Annotated in this window: 15 protein-coding genes; 8 read left to right on the top strand and 7 right to left on the bottom strand. The window is 73.2% G+C overall.

The window, feature by feature from the left end; all coding sequences use genetic code 11:
- Positions 1-37 precede the first annotated feature (37 nt).
- Positions 38-487: a MarR family winged helix-turn-helix transcriptional regulator gene (locus tag V5O40_RS21905; protein ID WP_332907205.1), complete on the bottom strand. Its 450-nt coding sequence runs from the start codon at positions 485-487 to the stop codon at positions 38-40.
- A gap of 56 nt (positions 488-543) precedes the next feature.
- On the opposite strand from V5O40_RS21905, the gene V5O40_RS21910 reads away from it, so the two are divergent.
- Both V5O40_RS21910 and V5O40_RS21915 read left to right on the top strand, forming a co-directional pair.
- On the top strand, positions 544-1,662 hold the full coding sequence (locus V5O40_RS21910; RefSeq protein ID WP_332907206.1) for a bifunctional NAD(P)H-dependent oxidoreductase/GNAT family N-acetyltransferase: 1,119 nt from the start codon (positions 544-546) through the stop codon (positions 1,660-1,662).
- 9 nt (positions 1,663-1,671) lie between these two features.
- Entirely contained in the window at positions 1,672-2,616 is a 945-nt protein-coding gene (locus V5O40_RS21915) for an FAD-dependent oxidoreductase (RefSeq protein WP_332907207.1), read from the top strand.
- Between the two features lie 22 nt (positions 2,617-2,638).
- Here the strand turns inward: V5O40_RS21915 and V5O40_RS21920 are convergent, their stop codons facing one another.
- Both V5O40_RS21920 and V5O40_RS21925 read right to left on the bottom strand, forming a co-directional pair.
- Positions 2,639-3,808: a sensor histidine kinase gene (locus tag V5O40_RS21920; RefSeq protein WP_332907208.1), complete on the bottom strand. Its 1,170-nt coding sequence runs from the start codon at positions 3,806-3,808 to the stop codon at positions 2,639-2,641.
- Positions 3,805-4,461, bottom strand: coding sequence for a response regulator transcription factor (locus V5O40_RS21925; RefSeq protein WP_332907209.1), 657 nt, complete (start codon positions 4,459-4,461; stop codon positions 3,805-3,807). Before V5O40_RS21925 ends, V5O40_RS21920 begins: the two co-directional genes overlap by 4 nt.
- Positions 4,462-4,590: 129 nt before the next feature.
- Between V5O40_RS21925 and V5O40_RS21930 the strand changes: the two genes are divergently transcribed.
- Genes V5O40_RS21930 through V5O40_RS21945 form a run of 4 tightly spaced genes read left to right on the top strand, consistent with a single transcriptional unit; the run spans position 4,591 to position 8,117 of the window.
- Entirely contained in the window at positions 4,591-5,124 is a 534-nt protein-coding gene (locus tag V5O40_RS21930; protein WP_332907210.1) for a hypothetical protein, read from the top strand.
- Positions 5,121-6,197, top strand: coding sequence for a peptidoglycan-binding protein (locus V5O40_RS21935; protein ID WP_332907211.1), 1,077 nt, complete (start codon positions 5,121-5,123; stop codon positions 6,195-6,197). The genes V5O40_RS21930 and V5O40_RS21935 overlap by 4 nt, the downstream gene beginning before the upstream one ends.
- Entirely contained in the window at positions 6,194-6,889 is a 696-nt protein-coding gene (locus V5O40_RS21940) for an ABC transporter ATP-binding protein (RefSeq protein WP_408631924.1), read from the top strand. Before V5O40_RS21935 ends, V5O40_RS21940 begins: the two co-directional genes overlap by 4 nt.
- Before the next feature lies 1 nt (position 6,890).
- Entirely contained in the window at positions 6,891-8,117 is a 1,227-nt protein-coding gene (locus tag V5O40_RS21945; protein WP_332907212.1) for an ABC transporter permease, read from the top strand.
- Positions 8,118-8,143: 26 nt separating this feature from the next.
- On the opposite strand, the gene V5O40_RS21950 is transcribed toward V5O40_RS21945, so the two are convergent.
- The 3 genes from V5O40_RS21950 to V5O40_RS21960 form a co-directional block, all read right to left on the bottom strand.
- A complete protein-coding gene (locus V5O40_RS21950; protein WP_332907213.1) occupies positions 8,144-11,062 on the bottom strand; it encodes a helix-turn-helix transcriptional regulator in 2,919 nt (972 codons plus the stop codon).
- 109 nt (positions 11,063-11,171) lie between these two features.
- On the bottom strand, positions 11,172-11,594 hold the full coding sequence (locus V5O40_RS21955; RefSeq protein WP_332907214.1) for an OsmC family protein: 423 nt from the start codon (positions 11,592-11,594) through the stop codon (positions 11,172-11,174).
- Between the two features lie 127 nt (positions 11,595-11,721).
- Positions 11,722-12,360, bottom strand: a complete 639-nt coding sequence (locus V5O40_RS21960) for a nitroreductase family protein (RefSeq protein WP_332907215.1) — start codon at positions 12,358-12,360, stop codon at positions 11,722-11,724.
- A gap of 76 nt (positions 12,361-12,436) precedes the next feature.
- On the opposite strand from V5O40_RS21960, the gene V5O40_RS21965 reads away from it, so the two are divergent.
- Positions 12,437-13,567: a sensor histidine kinase gene (locus V5O40_RS21965; RefSeq protein ID WP_332907216.1), complete on the top strand. Its 1,131-nt coding sequence runs from the start codon at positions 12,437-12,439 to the stop codon at positions 13,565-13,567.
- A gap of 43 nt (positions 13,568-13,610) precedes the next feature.
- On the opposite strand, the gene V5O40_RS21970 is transcribed toward V5O40_RS21965, so the two are convergent.
- A complete protein-coding gene (locus V5O40_RS21970) occupies positions 13,611-14,669 on the bottom strand; it encodes a PaaX family transcriptional regulator (RefSeq protein ID WP_332907217.1) in 1,059 nt (352 codons plus the stop codon).
- A gap of 289 nt (positions 14,670-14,958) precedes the next feature.
- Between V5O40_RS21970 and V5O40_RS21975 the strand changes: the two genes are divergently transcribed.
- The gene (locus V5O40_RS21975; protein ID WP_332907218.1) at positions 14,959-16,323 is read left to right on the top strand and encodes an extracellular catalytic domain type 1 short-chain-length polyhydroxyalkanoate depolymerase; all 1,365 of its coding nucleotides are present in this window, start codon (positions 14,959-14,961) and stop codon (positions 16,321-16,323) included.
- The last annotated feature ends 114 nt before the right edge of the window (positions 16,324-16,437 follow it).

The raw sequence follows: 16,437 nt of genomic DNA on the forward strand, positions 1-16,437 counted from the left end.
TGCCGACGTCGGCACCACCGGCAATGCTGCGTCACGCTCAGTCGGGCAGGTCGGCGATCCGGGTCGAGAGCGCGCGCAGCATCGCGAGTTCGTCGGCGCTCACGTGCGCCAGGAGGCGAGATCGCACCGACGCGACGTGGTGCGGCGCCGCCTGTTCGAGGACGGCGAAGCCGTGATCGGTCAGGTGCAGCAGACAACCACGGGCGTCCTGCGGATCCGGTTCCTTGTCGATGAGTCCCCGGGCCTGCATCCGCGCGGCGTGGTGGGACAGACGGCTGCGCGACCACTGCATCTTGGCCGCCAGCTCCCGGAGTTCCCAGCGGCGGTCGGGTTTTTCCGACAGCGTGCTCAGCACCTCGTAGTCCGCGGCGGACAGTCCCGAGTCGCGGGCCAGGTCGCGGCCGATCCGGGCGGGCAGTGCGACGAGCAGCCGCCGGAAGGCTCGCCACGCCTGCTCCTCGTCGGCGCTCAGCCAGGCGGTGTCCATGCCGGTCACCCTACCTTTCGTTGACGTGTCACTGAAATCGACCTATTGTCGTTGACATGTCATCGAACGAACCGAGCCCGCTCCGGGTCCTCGTCATCACCGCCAGCACCCGCCCCGGGCGGCTCGGGCCCGCGATCACCGACTGGTTCGTGCGGACCGTCCGGTCGGACGCCGCGTCCGGCGCGATCACCGTCGACGTCGCCGATCTGGCCGACATCGCGCTGCCGTTGCTCGACGAACCGGAGCATCCCGCCAGCGGCAGCTACCGACACGAGCACACCCGCCGCTGGAGCCGCACCGTCGCCGCGGCCGACGCCTTCGTGGTGGTGACGCCCGAGTACAACTTCGGCATGCCGGCGGTGCTGAAGAACGCCTTCGACTTCCTCTATCACGAGTGGGCGTGGAAGCCGGTGGCCTTCGTCAGCTACGGCAACACCTCGGCCGGCACCCGGTCGGCGCAGATGGCGAAGCAGGTCGTCACGACGCTGCGGATGATGCCGATCGGCGCGACCGTCGCCCTGCGCATCGCGGACAGCGTCCACGCCGGCCAGGTGGCCGGATCCGCAGCGCTCGACGGCGCCGCCCGCGCGCTGCTGACAGAGCTGAGCCGGGTGGCCCGCGCGCTGCGTCCCCTGCGCGGTGGAAACGACCCGACGGCCGTCGACGGGCCGGTCGCCGGTCTCACGCTTCGCGAGGCCCGCCCCGGCGACCTGGCGGAACTGCTTGTCCTGCAACGGTGCTGCTGGGTCCAGGAAGCCGTCGCCAACGACACTCTCGATCTGGCACCGCTGCGGGAGAACCTCGCCGACCTACGGGCGTCGACGGCGACGTGGCGGTGGTGGTGCGTACGCCACGACGGTCGCCTCGTCGCGGCGGTGCGCGCCCGGGCGCACCAGGGCGACTGGCTGATCGGTCGCCTGATGGTGGCACCCGACCAGGCCGGCAACGGCATCGGCTCCTGGCTGCTGTCGTACGCCGAAGGACAAGCTCCCGGGGAGAGCACCCACTGCGTCCTCTTCACCGGCCGCCGCAGCACCCGCAACATCGGCCTGTACGAGCGCGCCGGCTACACCCGCACCGCGAGTGCCGACACCCCACCGGACAGCGTGCGCCTGTCCAAACCACGCCCCGGTCAGCCGAGCGGCGCTGTCCACCACGACGCGGGTGTGGTGTGATCTCCAGGCATGAGGGTCCGGGTGGTGGGTGCCGGCGTCGTCGGTCTGACCAGCGCACTGCGCCTGGCCCGCGAGGGCCATCATGTCGACCTGGTCGCCGCCCGGACGGGCGACGACACGACGTCGGCGGTCGCCGCCGCGCTCTGGTATCCCTACCGCGCCTATCCGGCGGCGGACGTGACCCGCTGGTCGGCGTCCAGCTACGCAGCCCTGCGCGGCCTGGCCGCCGATCCGCGCACCGGTGTGCGGATGCGCCTGGGGCGGGAGTTGTTCCGTCGGCCCGCACCCGAGCCGTGGTGGCGGGACGCGGTGCCGGAGCTGGCCCGGGTCACGGGGGCGAGACTACCGACCGGCTACGCCGACGGTTTCGAGCTGACCGTCCCGGTGGCGGACATGGCGGTGCACCTGCCCTGGCTGCTCGGCGAGGTGGTCGCCGCCGGGGTCGCGGTCCGCCCCGGGCGGTTCGAGAAGCTGACCGACGCCCTCGTCGGCGTCGACGTCGTGGTCAACTGCACCGGTCTCGGGGCCCGGGAGCTGGTCGGCGACCACCACCTCACCCCGGTGCGGGGACAGGTGGTCGTCGTCGCCCAGTTCGGCCTGCGCGAGTGGCTGATCGACCAGTCCGATCCCGAGCAGCTGTGCTACGTCGTACCCCGCGAGGACACCGTGCTGCTCGGTGGCACCGCCGACGACGGCGACGAGGACCTGACCGTTCGGGCGGACACGGCCCGCCGCATCCTCGATCGTTGCGCCGACCTCGTACCCGCGCTGCGCGACGCGCGGGTCCTCGGCCACCGGGTCGGCCTACGGCCCGGTCGGCCGAGCGTGCGGCTGGAAGCCGAGGTCACCGATCGCGGTCCGGTGGTGCACTGCTACGGCCACGGCGGGGCCGGCGTGACGCTCTCCTACGGCTGTGCCGAGGACGTGGCCCACCTGGTGTCCGGGCTGCGCTGACCGGCTGGTCGTCGCGGCGGGGTCAGCCGGTCGGCGCCGACGGTGGCAGCGTCACCGTGACGGTGAGGCCGCCGTCGGGACGGGGTGCTGCCTCGGCGGCGCCACCGTGCGCCCGGGCCACCGCCCGCACGATCGACAGCCCGAGCCCGAAGCCCCTGGTGCCCGCCACCCGCTCCCGGCTGAGCCGCCGGAACGGCTGGAACATCGTCTCCACGTCGTAGCTCGGGATCATCGGACCGGTGTTGACCACGACCAGGGTGGGACGTCCGGCCACCTGTCCGGTGCGTACCCGCACCCAGCCGTCCGTCGGCACGTTGTGCCGCAGGGCGTTCTCCACCAGGTTGAACACCAGCCGCTCCAGCAGCACCGGATCGCCGACGGTGCGGGCCGGCTCCAGCGAGCGGTGTACCGGAACATCCCGGTACACCGGGGCCACCTGCTCGACCACGTGGGCGGCGATCTCGGCGAGGTCGACCGTCGCGCGCTCGGTCACCTCGCTCTCCGAGCCGGCGAGGGTGAGCAGCCCGTCGATCAGCCGCTCGTGTCGTTCGTTCACCGACAGCAACGCCTCGCCGAGCCGACGGACCTCGGCCGGGGCGTCCGGCCGGCTGACCGCCAGCTCAACGAGCGCCCGGTTCAGCGCGAGCGGTGTCCGCAGCTCGTGGGAGGCGTTCGCCACGAACCGTCGTTGGCCGTCGAAGGAACGGTCGAGCCGCTCCAGCATCTGGTCGAACGTGTCGGCCAGCTCCCGCACCTCGTCGCGGGGGCCGGTCAACGCGATCCGTTCGTGCAGACCACGCCCGGCGGAGTCGGCCCCGGCGATGCGGCGGGCCGTCCCGGTGATCTGGTGCAGCGGTTGCAGCGCCCGGCCGGCGACCAGCCAACCGATCACCACGGCTGCCGCGGAGACCACCGCCAGCGCGATGCCGCCCTGGGTGAGCAGCGACTCCAGGGCGTTGCGCTTGGCCTCGCTCTGCACGTCCTGGATCAGCATGCGGATTTTGTCGAGGTCCTCCGCCGACGTCGGCAGCCGGGTCACCACGGCGGTGCGGTCCGGCAGGTCGGCACGCATCGGCTGCGGCATCCGCTGGTCCACCAGCACGTACGTGACGCCGAGCAGGACGATGCCGGCGAGCAGGAAGAGGCCGCCGTAGACCAGGGTGAGGCGGGCCCGCAGAGTCAGCCGCTTCACCGGATCGTGTACCCCGTGCCGGGCACCGTCTCGATCACCGGCGGATCGCCCAGCTTGCGCCGCAGCTTCATCACGGTGACCCGGACCACGTTGGTGAACGGGTCGATGTGCTCGTCCCACGCCCGCTCCAGCAGTTCCTCGGCGGAGACCACCGCGCCGTCGGCGCGCAGCAGCTCGGCCAGCACCGCGAACTCCTTGCGCGACAACGACACGTACCGACCGTCGCGGTACACCTCGCGGCGGCCCGGGTCCACCACGATGCCCGCCCGACGCAGCGTCGGTGGCGCGGCTGGCCGGGCCCGCCGGGTCAGCGCGTGCACCCGGGCAGCCAGTTCCACCAGCGCGAACGGTTTCACCAGGTAGTCGTCGGCGCCCAGGGCGAGACCGGCCACCCGGTCACGCACCGCCGCGGCCGCGGTGAGCATCAGCACCCGGGTGTCGCCCCCGGAGTCGACGATCGCCCGACACACGTCGTCGCCGTGCACGACCGGCAGGTCGCGGTCGAGCACCACCACGGAGTACTCGTTGATGCCGAGCCGTTCCAACGCGGCGTCGCCGTCGTACGCCACGTCGACCGCGAAGGCCTCCCGGCGCAGCCACTCCGCGATGGCGTCGGCCAACACGTCCTCATCCTCGACCACCAGCACTCGCACCGTTCCATGGTGCCGCGAGCGCGGATAACGCCGACGTAAACGTGATCGGTTACGCCCGCGATACGCCACGACGGATGCACTTGTCCGGTGTCCGGCGACCGTCGTCGGACGCGGGAGAGGACACCAACGATGCGACGGAGCACTCTCACGCTGCCCGTACTGCTGATCCTGGCGCTCGCCGGATGTGCCGGCCAGGACGGCGACCGGACCGGGGTGGCCACCGCCGGCGGCGCCGCCGCGCCCACCGCCTCGGCCACCGGTGACGGCACGGGCGGCAGCGACGCCGAACGACGACTGGACTTCGCCCGCTGCATGCGGGAGAACGGGGTGGAGATGCCCGATCCGGAGGCCGGCAACGGACCGATGTTCCGGTTCGACGACAGTGTCGACCCGGAGCAGGTCGAGGCCGGCATGGAGAAGTGCCGCCAGCTGTTGCCAAACGGCGGGCAGGCGGCGCGGCTCGACCCCGAGCAGCTCGAACAGATGCGGGTCATGGCCCGGTGCATGCGGCAGAACGGTGTGCCGGAGTTCCCCGACCCGGCGGCGGACGGCCGGATCCAGATCCAGCGGGACGCCCTGGGCATCGACCCGGACGACCCGGCGTTCCGCGCCGCCCTGGAGGCGTGTCGTCAGCACGTCCCGCAGTTCGGGGGCGCCCGGTGACCCGTCGAACCCGCCTGCCCGCCGCCGGTGGCGCGGCGCTGATCCTCGTCGCCGGAGCCGGCGTGGCGGCGGCGGTCGGCTTCGGCGGTGGCTCCGGCGACGGGACCGCCGAGGCCGGCACCGCCGCGCCCGGCAGCGCCGCCGTCACCCGACAGACCCTCGCCGACGCCAGGACCGTCGACGGTGAGCTGGGACACGGGCCCAGTCGGACCGCGACCAGCCGGCTGCCCGGCACCCTCACCGCGTTGCCCGACGCGGGCGCCACCGTCGGGCGAGGCAAGGCTCTCTACGCCGTCGACAACGACCCGGTGATCCTGTTCTACGGGCGGCTGCCCGCCTACCGGACCCTGCAACCCGGTGCCGAGGGCTCCGACGTCAGACAGCTGGAGCGGAATCTGGAGGCCATCGGGTACTCCGGCTTCACCGTCGACGACGAGTACACCTGGGCCACCGCCGAGGCGGTCCGTGCCTGGCAGGACGACCTCGGTGTGCCGGAGACCGGCCGCGTCGAGCTGGGTCGCGTCGCGTTCGCCGACGGTGCCGTCCGGGTGGAGGGTCACCAACTGGACGTGGGCGCGGCCATCCAGCCAGGGCAGGCGGTGCTCACCTACACCGGCACCAGCCGGCTGGTCACCGCCGAACTCGACATCGACGACCAGCGTCTCGCCGAACGTGGCACCACGGTGCAGGTCACCCTGCCCGACGGCCGGCGGGTGACGGGGAAGGTCGACACGGTCGAAACGGTGATCCACAACGGATCGGCGGACGCCGGTGGCGACGCCAGCGCCGAGACGAGGATCGAGGTGACGATCGCTGTCGACGACCAGAAGGCGCTCGCCGAGTTCGACCGGGCCTCCGCCGAGATCACCTTCACCGTCAGCGAGCGCGCGGACGTACTGACCGTGCCGGTGGCCGCGCTGTTGGCGCTCGCCGAGGGCGGCTACGGCGTGGAGGTCCTCGACGAGGGTTCCAGCCGGATCGTCGCGGTGACCACCGGGCTGTTCGCCGACGGGCGGGTCGAGGTCGCCGGCGACGGGATCGTCGAGGGCACCACCGTCGGGATGCCCCGGTGACCGCCGACGTGGTCGTGCTCGACCAGGTCGCCAAGCGGTACGCCGGCGACGTGGTCGCGCTCGACCAGGTGTCGCTGCGGATCGGGTACGGCGAGTTGGTGGCCATCGTCGGACCGTCCGGCTCCGGCAAGTCGACCATGCTGAACGTGATCGGCACGCTGGACGAGCCGACCTCGGGCACGGTGATGATCGACGGTCACGACGTGACGCGACTGTCCGACCGGCAACTCTCCGCGTTGCGCGCCACCCGGATCGGTTTCGTGTTCCAGCAGTTCCACCTGGCCCCGGGCGTACCCGTGGTGGACAACGTGGCGGACGGGCTGCTCTACGCCGGCGTACCCCGAGGGGAGCGGCGGCGGCGGGCGGAGGCCGCGCTGGATCGGGTCGGCCTCGGGCACCGCCTCGGGCACCGGCCGCACGAACTGTCCGGCGGCGAACGGCAACGGGTCGCGGTGGCCCGTGCGGTCGTCGGCGAGCCCGCCGTGCTGCTCGCCGACGAGCCCACCGGCAACCTCGACACCGGCTCCGGGACGGCGGTGCTCGACCTGCTGTACGAGTTGCACCGGGCCGGCACCACGGTGGTCGTCATCACCCATGACCGGGAGATCGCCGCGGCGCTGCCGCGGCAGGTGCGGATGCGCGACGGGCGGATCCGCGCGGATTCCCGCCTCGCGTCGAGCGGAGTGAGTTGACATGCCGGTGACGTCACAGAACCGGCCGGGCGCACAGCTGACTCCGGCCCGGATGCCGGCCGCCGACGTGGTGCGGGTCGGTGGCGTCGGGCTCCGGACCCGTCCGCTGCGGGCGTTTCTCTCCGCGTTGGGCATCGCCATCGGCATCGCCGCGATGATCGCCGTCGTCGGTATCTCCTCGTCGTCGCGGGCCGAACTGGATCGGACCCTGGCCACGCTCGGCACCAACCTGCTCACCGTGTCACCCGGCCGGACCCTCTTCGGCACCGACGCCCAACTGCCCGACGACTCGGTGGCGATGATCGGCCGGATCGGTCCGGTGACCCAGGTGGCGGCCACCGGGCAGGTCGTCGACGCGAAGGTCTACCGCACCGACCACATCCCGCCGGCGGAGACCGGCGGAGTGGCCGTGCGGGCGACGCAGCTCGGGCTCCTGGACACCGTCGGCGGCGAGGTGGCCAGCGGTACCTGGCTGAACGAGGCCACCGCCCGGTATCCGGCGGTGGTGCTCGGCGCGACCGCCGCCGAGCGGCTCGGGCTGAGTGCCGCCGGCGCGGACGTGCAGGTGTGGCTCGGCGGTCGTTGGTTCACCATGGTGGGCATCCTCGCTCCGGCGCCGCTGGCACCGGAGCTGGACAGCTCGGCTCTGGTGGGCTGGGCGGTCGCCGCGAGCCACCTGGGCTTCGACGGTCACCCGACCACCGTCTACACCAGGACCGAAGCCGACCAGGTCGAGGCGGTCCGCGCGGTGCTCGGGGCGACCGCCAACCCGGAGGCGCCGAACGAGGTCGACGTCTCCCGTCCGTCGGACGCGTTGGCCGCCGCCGAGGCCACCGACGAGACGTTCACCGCGCTGCTGCTGGGGCTGGGCGCGGTGGCCCTGCTCGTCGGTGGCGTCGGGGTGGCCAACACCATGGTCATCTCGGTCCTGGAACGGCGGGCGGAGATCGGACTGCGTCGGTCACTCGGTGCCACCCGGGGGCAGGTCCGCAGCCAGTTCCTCGCCGAGTCACTGCTGCTGTCGGCCCTGGGCGGAGCTGGCGGAGTGTTACTGGGCATCCTGGTGACCTCCGGGTACGCGCTGTCGCAGGGTTGGCCGACCGTGGTCCCGGCCTGGGCTACGACCGGGGGCGTGCTGGCGACGTTGCTGATCGGTGGCCTGGCCGGCCTGTACCCGGCGATCCGCGCCTCCCGCCTCTCCCCCACCGAGGCGCTGGCGACGACGTGAGGCGGCGGACGACCGGCCGCCACCTGTCACAGCGGGTACCGGCCGGGTGGCGGAAGGCGCCGGCGGAGCGGGTCCGTGACACCACCCGCAGGTGACCCGTGCTCGGCGGCCGCCTCGGTGAGTCGACGGGCCATCGCGGTGCGGGAGTGGACGTGGAGCTTGGCGAAGACCCGGTTCAGGTGGGACTCGATGGTCCGGGGGCTGAGATGGAGTCGGGCGGCGATCTCCTTGTTGGTCAGGCCGGTCGTCGCCAGGCCCGCGATCTCCCGCTCGCGGGCGGTGAGGGCGTCGTCCCCGGCCGGCCGCCCGGTGCCTGCCGCACCGCCGGCGCGGTGTCCGGAGCGCGGGCAGCCGGCGGCGCGGTGCCCGGCGAGCACGGATGCGGCCCAGACCGCACCACAGGCGCGGTACCCGGCATCGGCCCGGTCGAGGGCGGCCGCGCCCGGTCCCGGCCGGCCCGCGACGAGGTACGCGACACCGGCGAGGTGCCGGGACAGCGCCTCCTCCATCGGGGTTCCGGCCGTCACGAAGCTGGCCGCCGCGCGCTCGGCGAGCATCGTCGCCCGGTCCGGATCCTCGGCCCGGTACGCGGCGAAGGCCCGGGCGAACCGGGCCAGTCCGATCTCGTACGGCAGATCGGCGGCACTGGCCCGGCGTTCCGCCCGCCTACCGACCCGGGCGGCCGTGGCGTGCTCACCCTGGCCGGCCGCGACGACGGTCGCGACCAGGTCTCGGGCCACCAGCACCGGTGGATGCCTCGACGGCGGTGTCGCCGGCTCGGTGAGCAGGTCGGCACCGCCGTCCCAGTCGCCCGCGACCGCCCTGGCCAGGGCCAGCTCCACCCGGTTGATCCGCCACCACGCTCGGGAGCGCGGCGGCCCGCCCATCACCTCGGTACCCGCGCTGCTCGGGTCGCCGTCGAGGTGGGCCGGCACCGGGTCGACGAGAGCCACGGCCGGGCCGGCGGTCCACAGCACCGGGCGCAGGCGGACCGCCGCCGCCATCGCGGCCATCTCCGTACTGCCCACCCGCTCGGCGGCGGCCCGCGCCCGCTCCGCCGCCCGCACCGCCCGGGTCAGCCGGCCAGCACGGGCGTGCACCAGCGACTCCATGACGAGCAGGTACGGCGAGGCGCTGCTCGGTCCGAGGCCGTCCAGGATCCGTCGCGCCCGGGCGAGATGTCGGTCGGCGTCGGCGTAGTTGCCCAGCTGGATCTCGACAAGCGCCAGTGGTGAGACGATTTCGACGTACGGGCGCAGGTCCGCGTCGCCGGTGGCGTCCACGGCGACGACGGCGGCGGCGAGTTGCTCGCGGGCCGACCTGGCGCAGCCGAGGTACAGGGTGGCGAGCGTCCGCAGCGTCAGCGCCGCCGCCACGAGCGCCGACCGGTGCTCGTCCAGCAGTTCGAGGGCCCGCTGCGCGTGGTGCACCGCCGAGGTCGGCTCCTCCCGGAACGCGTCCACGGCCGCCAGTTCCACGTGCAGCTTCGCCTCCTCGACCCGGTCGAGACCGCCGCGACGCAGTTGGGTGCCGAGCGTCGCCGCCGCCTCGGCGAAGTCGCCGAGCTGCCGGGCCACCGCCACACTGAACGTCTCGGCCCGGCGCCGCACCGGCCCGTCGGCACGCCGCAGCCGTTGGAGCACCTGACGGCTGCGGGCCAACTCGCCGCTGCGGCCGAGGGCCCGGGCGTACCACATCGTCACCTCGGCACGCCGCTGGTCGCCCGGACCGGCGTCCGGCATGATGCGCAGCGCGGCGCCGAGCCAGCGGGCCGCCTGGGCGGGGGCCTCGTGCGTGAACGCGACACCCGCGTCGACCAACGTGGCCACCGCGATCTCGTCGCCGTGACGGGCGGACCGTTCCGTGTGGTGCGCCACCAGCTGCCGGGACGCTCGGCGGCCACGCAGGTAGTCGGCGGTGCGGGTGTGCGCCTCGAACCGCCAGGCCGCGCCGGTCAACGCGTACGCCGCCGCCCGCATCAGCGGGTGTCGATAGCGCAGCCGCCCGCCGTCCGCGTCGAGCAGGCCGAGCCGCCCGAGCTGGTCCACCGCCGCGGTGATCGTGGGCATCGGCAGGCCGGCGACGTGTCCGACGAGGTCGATGGTGGTGTGGTCGCCGACCACCGCGGCGATGTGGGCGACCCGCTGCACCGACGGTTCCTGGGCGGTGATCTCGGCGGCGAGTCCGGCCAGCACGGACCGCCGCGAGCCGGCGAGGCGGTCGGCGTCGACCGGGTCGTGCCGGCGGGCCAGCCTCGCCAGGGAGTCCAGCTCATCGTCGGTGAGCCGGGACAACGCCTGGATGTACAGCGGATTGCCGAGGCTGGCCCGCAGGATCAGGTCCCGGCGACGACGCGGCACGCCGACCAGCAGCACCTCCAGGCTGGCCGCGTCCAACGGCGGAAGGTCGATCAGGGTGGCGGCCGGGCCGAGCCGCGCGATGGCGTTGACCAGCCGTGCCGGTGGACAGGCACCGCGGAACGCCACCGCGAGCAGCACCGGCACCGGTGGTGGACTGCCGATCAGGTGCTCGGTCAGCTCCAGTGACGCCGAGTCGGCCCAGTGCACGTCGTCGAGCAGCAGTGCGACGCCCGGGGCCGGTGTCCGGGTGAGCATCCGCCGCACGGCCGCCGGCACCGACGGCCGCGCCGCGTCGCTCGGCCCCCCGTCGGCCGCCTCCACCATCTCGGCGAAGAGCCCGAACGGCACGCCCTGCTCGTACTGGGTCGCCCGACCCGGGTGAACCAGCAGGCCCGCGTCGGCGGCCCGCCGCGCCAACTCGCGGAGAATCCGGGTCTTGCCCAGGCCCGCCTCGCCGCACACCTCGACCACCACGGATCGTCCGGCGCGTACGGTGGCCACCGCCGCGTCCAGCGACGCCACCTCGGCCGCCCGGCCCACCAGCACCGGATCGGGCCGGAATCCCACCTCTCGGCTGGCCGTCATCACGCCTCCCCACGGGGAGTGTCACAGCGACAGCCATCGGTGACCATCAACTATCGGCCGGATCGTCGTCGGTTCATCGAGGTCGTCGGTTGGCGCCGGGCGCGCCGGTTCACTGGATGTCGACCTCGATCCGGGGCGCGTTGAGCAGCGTGTTGTGCACCGTGCAGTGGCTCGCCACGGCGCGCAACGCGGGCCACTTCTCCGGTGACAGGTCGGTCGGCGGTCGTACGGTGATCCGGATGGCGGCGACCCGGGCCGGGCGGTCCGTGGCCATCTCGAACGACGCGGTCACCGCCAGACCGGCCCGACCGTGCCCGTGCCGGCTCAGGTAGCGCCCGGCGTAGAACGCGACGCAGGCGGCGAGCGAGGCGGCGAACAGCTCCGTGGGGCTCGGTGCGGTGTCGGCACCACCCGCGTCGACCGGCTGATCGGTGAGCAGCCGGTGATCGCGTATCCGGATCTCGTACGCTTCTCCGGCTTGAAACCGCACGTCGATCGGGTCCAGGCCGACCCTGCCGTCCGTGGTTGTCATGGCTCCTCCTCGGGACGTCGTCGCTTCCATCCCATCCCGGAGGCGGCGTGACCCGGCAGGGCCGTTGGACCCGGCGTGACCCCGCCGGTGGACAGCGGGCCGACCGGACCGGCCCGGTGCCGCCGGGTCAGGCGTTGCCCCACTGGCCACGGTGGATGACCGTGCTGGCGGCGCGGCGACGCGCGGCGACAGCGGGATTCTGCGGAGGCAGGTCGTCGGCGCGGTAACCGACGCAGATGCCGCCGATCGGCGCGTACTCGTCGGGGATGCCGAACTCGGCCTTGAAGGCGGCCGTGTGCGCGGGAACGTCGACCTCGGGCGTGAAGGACTCACCGGTGACCGGCATGATGCCGAAGAAGCAGGCGTCCAGTCCCTCGTCGACGGCCGTGAGCAGCATCATCAGCGCCGCCATGCCGGTGTCGATGTACCAGTAGGGTGCCGGCCAGCGGGCCTCCGACCGGTCGTTCCAGCCCTTGTCGGCCTCGGCGTACCGGGCCAGGTAGGCCGCCTTGTGCGCGAGTGGCACGACCACCAGGGGCGCGTTCTGCATCGTGGGGGTCTGCGCGACCCGGGTCGGCACGAAGGGCCAGAATCTGGCCCGGTCGCCCGGATCGGTGAGGGCGAGGAAGGCCCAGCCCTGCGAGAAACCGGCGGACGGTGCCCGCAACGCGCTGGCCAGGATCGTCTCGATGACCTCGGGGCTGAGCGGCCGATCGGCGTAGTGCCGCACCATCCGACGGCGACGGATAACCTCTGCGAACTGCATGCGAGCGATCCTGCCACCCTTCCGGTGGCACCGCCGCCGCTGGTGGTCTGGCTTCGGCCGCCCGTACGATCGGCTGGTGCGGGAGCTGCTGCGGTCGTGGTGGCACGAGCCCCGGCCCACGGGTCCGGCGCGCGGATGGCGCGACTGGTCACTGGTCGTCGTGTTCATGGCGACGGCGCTGCTGGAGGGTCTCGTCCGCGCGGACCTGCCGGCACCGAGGGTCGTGCCGGTCCTGATCGGCGTCGGTCTCGCCCCGGTGCTGCTCTGGCGACGGACCAGGCCGTTGCTCGTGGCGGCGGTCGCCTTCCCGGTCTGCGCCGCCGGCGAGGCCGTGGTGGGCGGGGATCTCGGTCTGCACACGCTGGCCTTCCTGCTGATCCTGGTGTTCTCCCTGTCACGGTGGGGCTCGGGACGCGAGGCGGTACTCGGAGCGGCCGTCGTCGCCGCGAAGATCACGCTGTCCGTGGCGGCCGATCACCTCGCTCCGGGCGACGCGCTGGCCGGTGCCGGGGTGGTGTCGGCCGCGCTCGCGCTCGGGGCGGCGCTGCGGTACCGGGCCCGCGCCCGCCAACGCGAGTTCGAGCAGGTCAAGCTGCTGGAACGGGAGCGGCTGGCCCGCGACCTGCACGACACCGTCGCCCATCACGTGTCCGCGATGGCCGTGCGGGCCCAGGCCGGGCTGGCGGTGCTCGACACGCGACCGGAGGCTGCCGCCGACGCGCTACGGATCATCGAGGCCGAGGCGATCCGGGCGCTCGCCGAGATGCGCGCGATGGTGCGGGTGTTGCGCCACGACGAGCCGGCCGACCGCACACCGGCTCCCCGCATCACCGATCTGGAGCGGCTGGCCAGTCGCTCCGCGCACGGCCCGACGGTCGAGGTGGAGTTGTCCGGCGACCTCGACGGGTTGCCGGCGCCGGTGGCCACCGCGATCTACCGGCTGGCCCAGGAGTCCGTCACCAACGCCCGCCGACACGCCCGGCGCGCGACGCGCATCGTGGTGCGGGTCGCCCGCGACGCCGAGATGGTGCGGCTGCGGGTGAGCGACGACGGAGAGATGCCGAGCCCTCGCGGGTTCGGACCGACCGGCTTCGGGCTGATCGGCATGCGCGAGCGGGCCCATCTGCTCGGCGGTTCGGTCGACGCCGGACCGGACGACCGCGGCTGGACGGTCACCGCGACGCTGCCGTGCACCGTGCCGGCGTGACGCGCGAGCGCCCTCGGGCTGAACCCGGCGTCAGCCGATCGGATCAGCTCGGCCGGGAACCGGCTGTCACCTCGTCGCAGTCGACGGCCGGGTCCGGTGTCTCCCACTCGGCCGGTGGTGCGCTCGCCGCCGAGGTGGTGCCGGCGGCACCGCGAACGCCGGCGATCAGGTCGGCGGTGGTGTGGGCCCGGATACCGACCGGCGCGCTGTCGGTGAACCGCCCGACGACCGCTCGGACGTGCTGCTCGGCCGGGTGCGCGAGACCGTCGTACACGGCCGCGAACAGATCCCGGGCCGGCTGCCTGAGCCAGCCCGCCGGCAGCAGCTCCACCGGCAGCTGCGGGTCGAGGGTGGGAAAGCGGCGGAAGGTGTCCATCACCTCGGTGCGTGCCCGCACCGCCGCGGCGCCGTCCACCTGCCCGGCGCCGACCAGCGGCAACAACGACGTCCAGCGGTCCAGGAACGCCGTGTACTGCCGGGTGATGGCGTCGATGTCCCAGGCCTCGATGGGCGCGCGGTCGCTGGTCGAGCCCAGCGCGTTCTGGCGACCGCGGAAGACCGTGACGGTGCCGAGGGTCAACTGTTCCAGCTGCGCCCGCGCCCGGGACGTCAGTTCGTACGGCGAGACCCACAGGCCGTCGTACAGCGGCGCGTAGCCGAGCCAGCGGAGCTGGCTGCGCAGCGCCCGGCGCTGGGTGCTGTGATCCTGTGGCAGCGAGAAGGCCACGATCGTCCAGCACCCGTCCCACGGCACCGCGATGGTGGTGGAGGTGAGGATCCAGTTGCCTCCGCTGGAGAGGTTGGCGGCGGCGGCGCGACTGAGTCGGTACGAGCTGCGGCGTCCGTGGCGGCTGCCTTCGAGCACACCACGGCGGGCCAGCCGGCTGATCGCGGTACGGGCACCGGCGGTGGTCACCCCGGACTCGGTGAGCAACGCGACGATGGCGGCGGAGGGCAGCGCGGCACGGGTCCGCAGGGTGTAGTCCGCCAGCAGCGTCATGGCGAAACCCTGGGGCGAGTTGCCCACCTGCCGCCGGGGCATCCGCAGCGCGTTGCTCCCGTCGTCGGAATAGATCTCCTCGATGTGGAACGGGCTGTTCACGGGCGCTCCGGAGTCGACTCGGGGACGGGGTATCGACTGTAGATGGACGCCGATGCGCCGGTCCGGGAGCCACGGCACAGTTGATCGAGGCGCGTCGATTGACACTTCCTGGGCCCAGGAGAACAATATCTGCTACACGACGCCACTCGGAGCCGGGCAGGGCAAGCCAGACGTGGTGGACGAGCGGGGGACTTGGGCGCACCCGCGAGCACACGCGGCGGGCACACGTCACCGCCGCCGTCGCACCGACCGATCCCAGCCTGCATTCAGGCGTTCGAAGGAGTCGTCCGTGAAGATCAGAAGAAAACTGCTGTTCGGCCTGGCCATGTCGCTGGTCGCGGCCGGCCTGGTGGTGCCCACGTTCAGCCCCGCGTACGCGGCCTCGCTGACCGAGGTGACAAGTTTCGGTGACAACCCCGGCCGGATGCGCATGCACATCTACGTGCCGGACAACCGCCCCGCCCGGCCGGCGACGGTGGTGGCCATGCACGGCTGCGGCGGATCCGGCCCCGGCTTCTACTCCGGAAGCGAGTTCGCCAGCCAGGCCGACCGCTACGGCTTCATCGTGATCTACCCCTCCGCGACCCAGCAGGCCGGCTTCGGCAACTGCTTCGACGTCTGGTCGGACGCCGCCAAGCGCCGCGGCGGGGGCAGCGACCCGGTCTCGATCATGTCGATGGTCCGGTACGCGCAGCAGCAGTACAACGCCGACCCCGACCGGGTCTACGCGACGGGCAGTTCCTCCGGCGGCATGATGACCAACCACATGCTGGCCCTCTACCCCGACGTGTTCAAGGCCGGCGCCGCGTTCATGGGGGTGCCGTTCAACTGCTTCGCCAACGCGGCGGACTACCCGCCCGGCAGCAGCCAGTGCACCGGCGGCAACATGAACCGGACCCCGCAGCAGTGGGGTGACGCGGTGCGCCAGGCGTACCCCGGCTACTCCGGTCCGCGTCCCCGGGTGCAGCTGTGGCACGGCACCAACGACACGCTGGTGCCCTTCTCACTGCTCCAGGAGGCCGTCGAGCAGTGGACCAACGTGTTCGGCCTGAGCCAGACGCCCACCTCCACCGACACGCCGCAGGCCAACTGGAACCGCCGCAGGTTCGCCGACAGCGGCGGCACCGTCCAGGTCGAGGCGTACAGCATCCAAGGCGCCGGGCACAGCCTGCCCTCCGGCGGCATGGCCGCGGCCGCCGTCCAGTTCTTCGGCCTGACCAACCCGAACCCGACCACCCCGCCACCCAACCCGACCACCCCGCCACCCAACCCGACCACGCCGCCACCCAACCCGACCACGCCGCCGCCGAGCCCGACCACGCCGCCGCCGGGTTCCGGTGCCTGCCGGGTGGCCGTCGCCGTCAACGCGTGGAACACCGGGCTCACCGAGAACATCACCATCACCAACACCGGCACCAGCGCGATCAACGGCTGGTCGCTGGTGTTCACCCTGCCCGGTGGGCAGACCATCACCGGCGGTTGGAACGCCACCTACTCCCCCAGCTCGGGGCAGGTGACGGCGCGGAACGTCTCGTACAACGCCAGCATCGCGCCCAACGGATCGCTGACGATCGGCTTCCAGGCCACCCACACCGGTAACAGCGCCAGGCCCAGCTCGTTCACCCTCAACGGGGCGTCCTGCACGGTCGCCTGACACCGTCGGGGGGGGGGGGGGGGGGGGGGGGGGGGCCGCCCCCCCGCCCCCCCCCCCCCCCCCCCCCGCGGCGGGCGCCCCCCCCCCCCCCCCCGGGGGGGCGCCCCCCGGGCC

The organism is Micromonospora palythoicola (assembly GCF_036689795.1).
Taxonomy (GTDB): domain Bacteria; phylum Actinomycetota; class Actinomycetes; order Mycobacteriales; family Micromonosporaceae; genus Micromonospora; species Micromonospora palythoicola.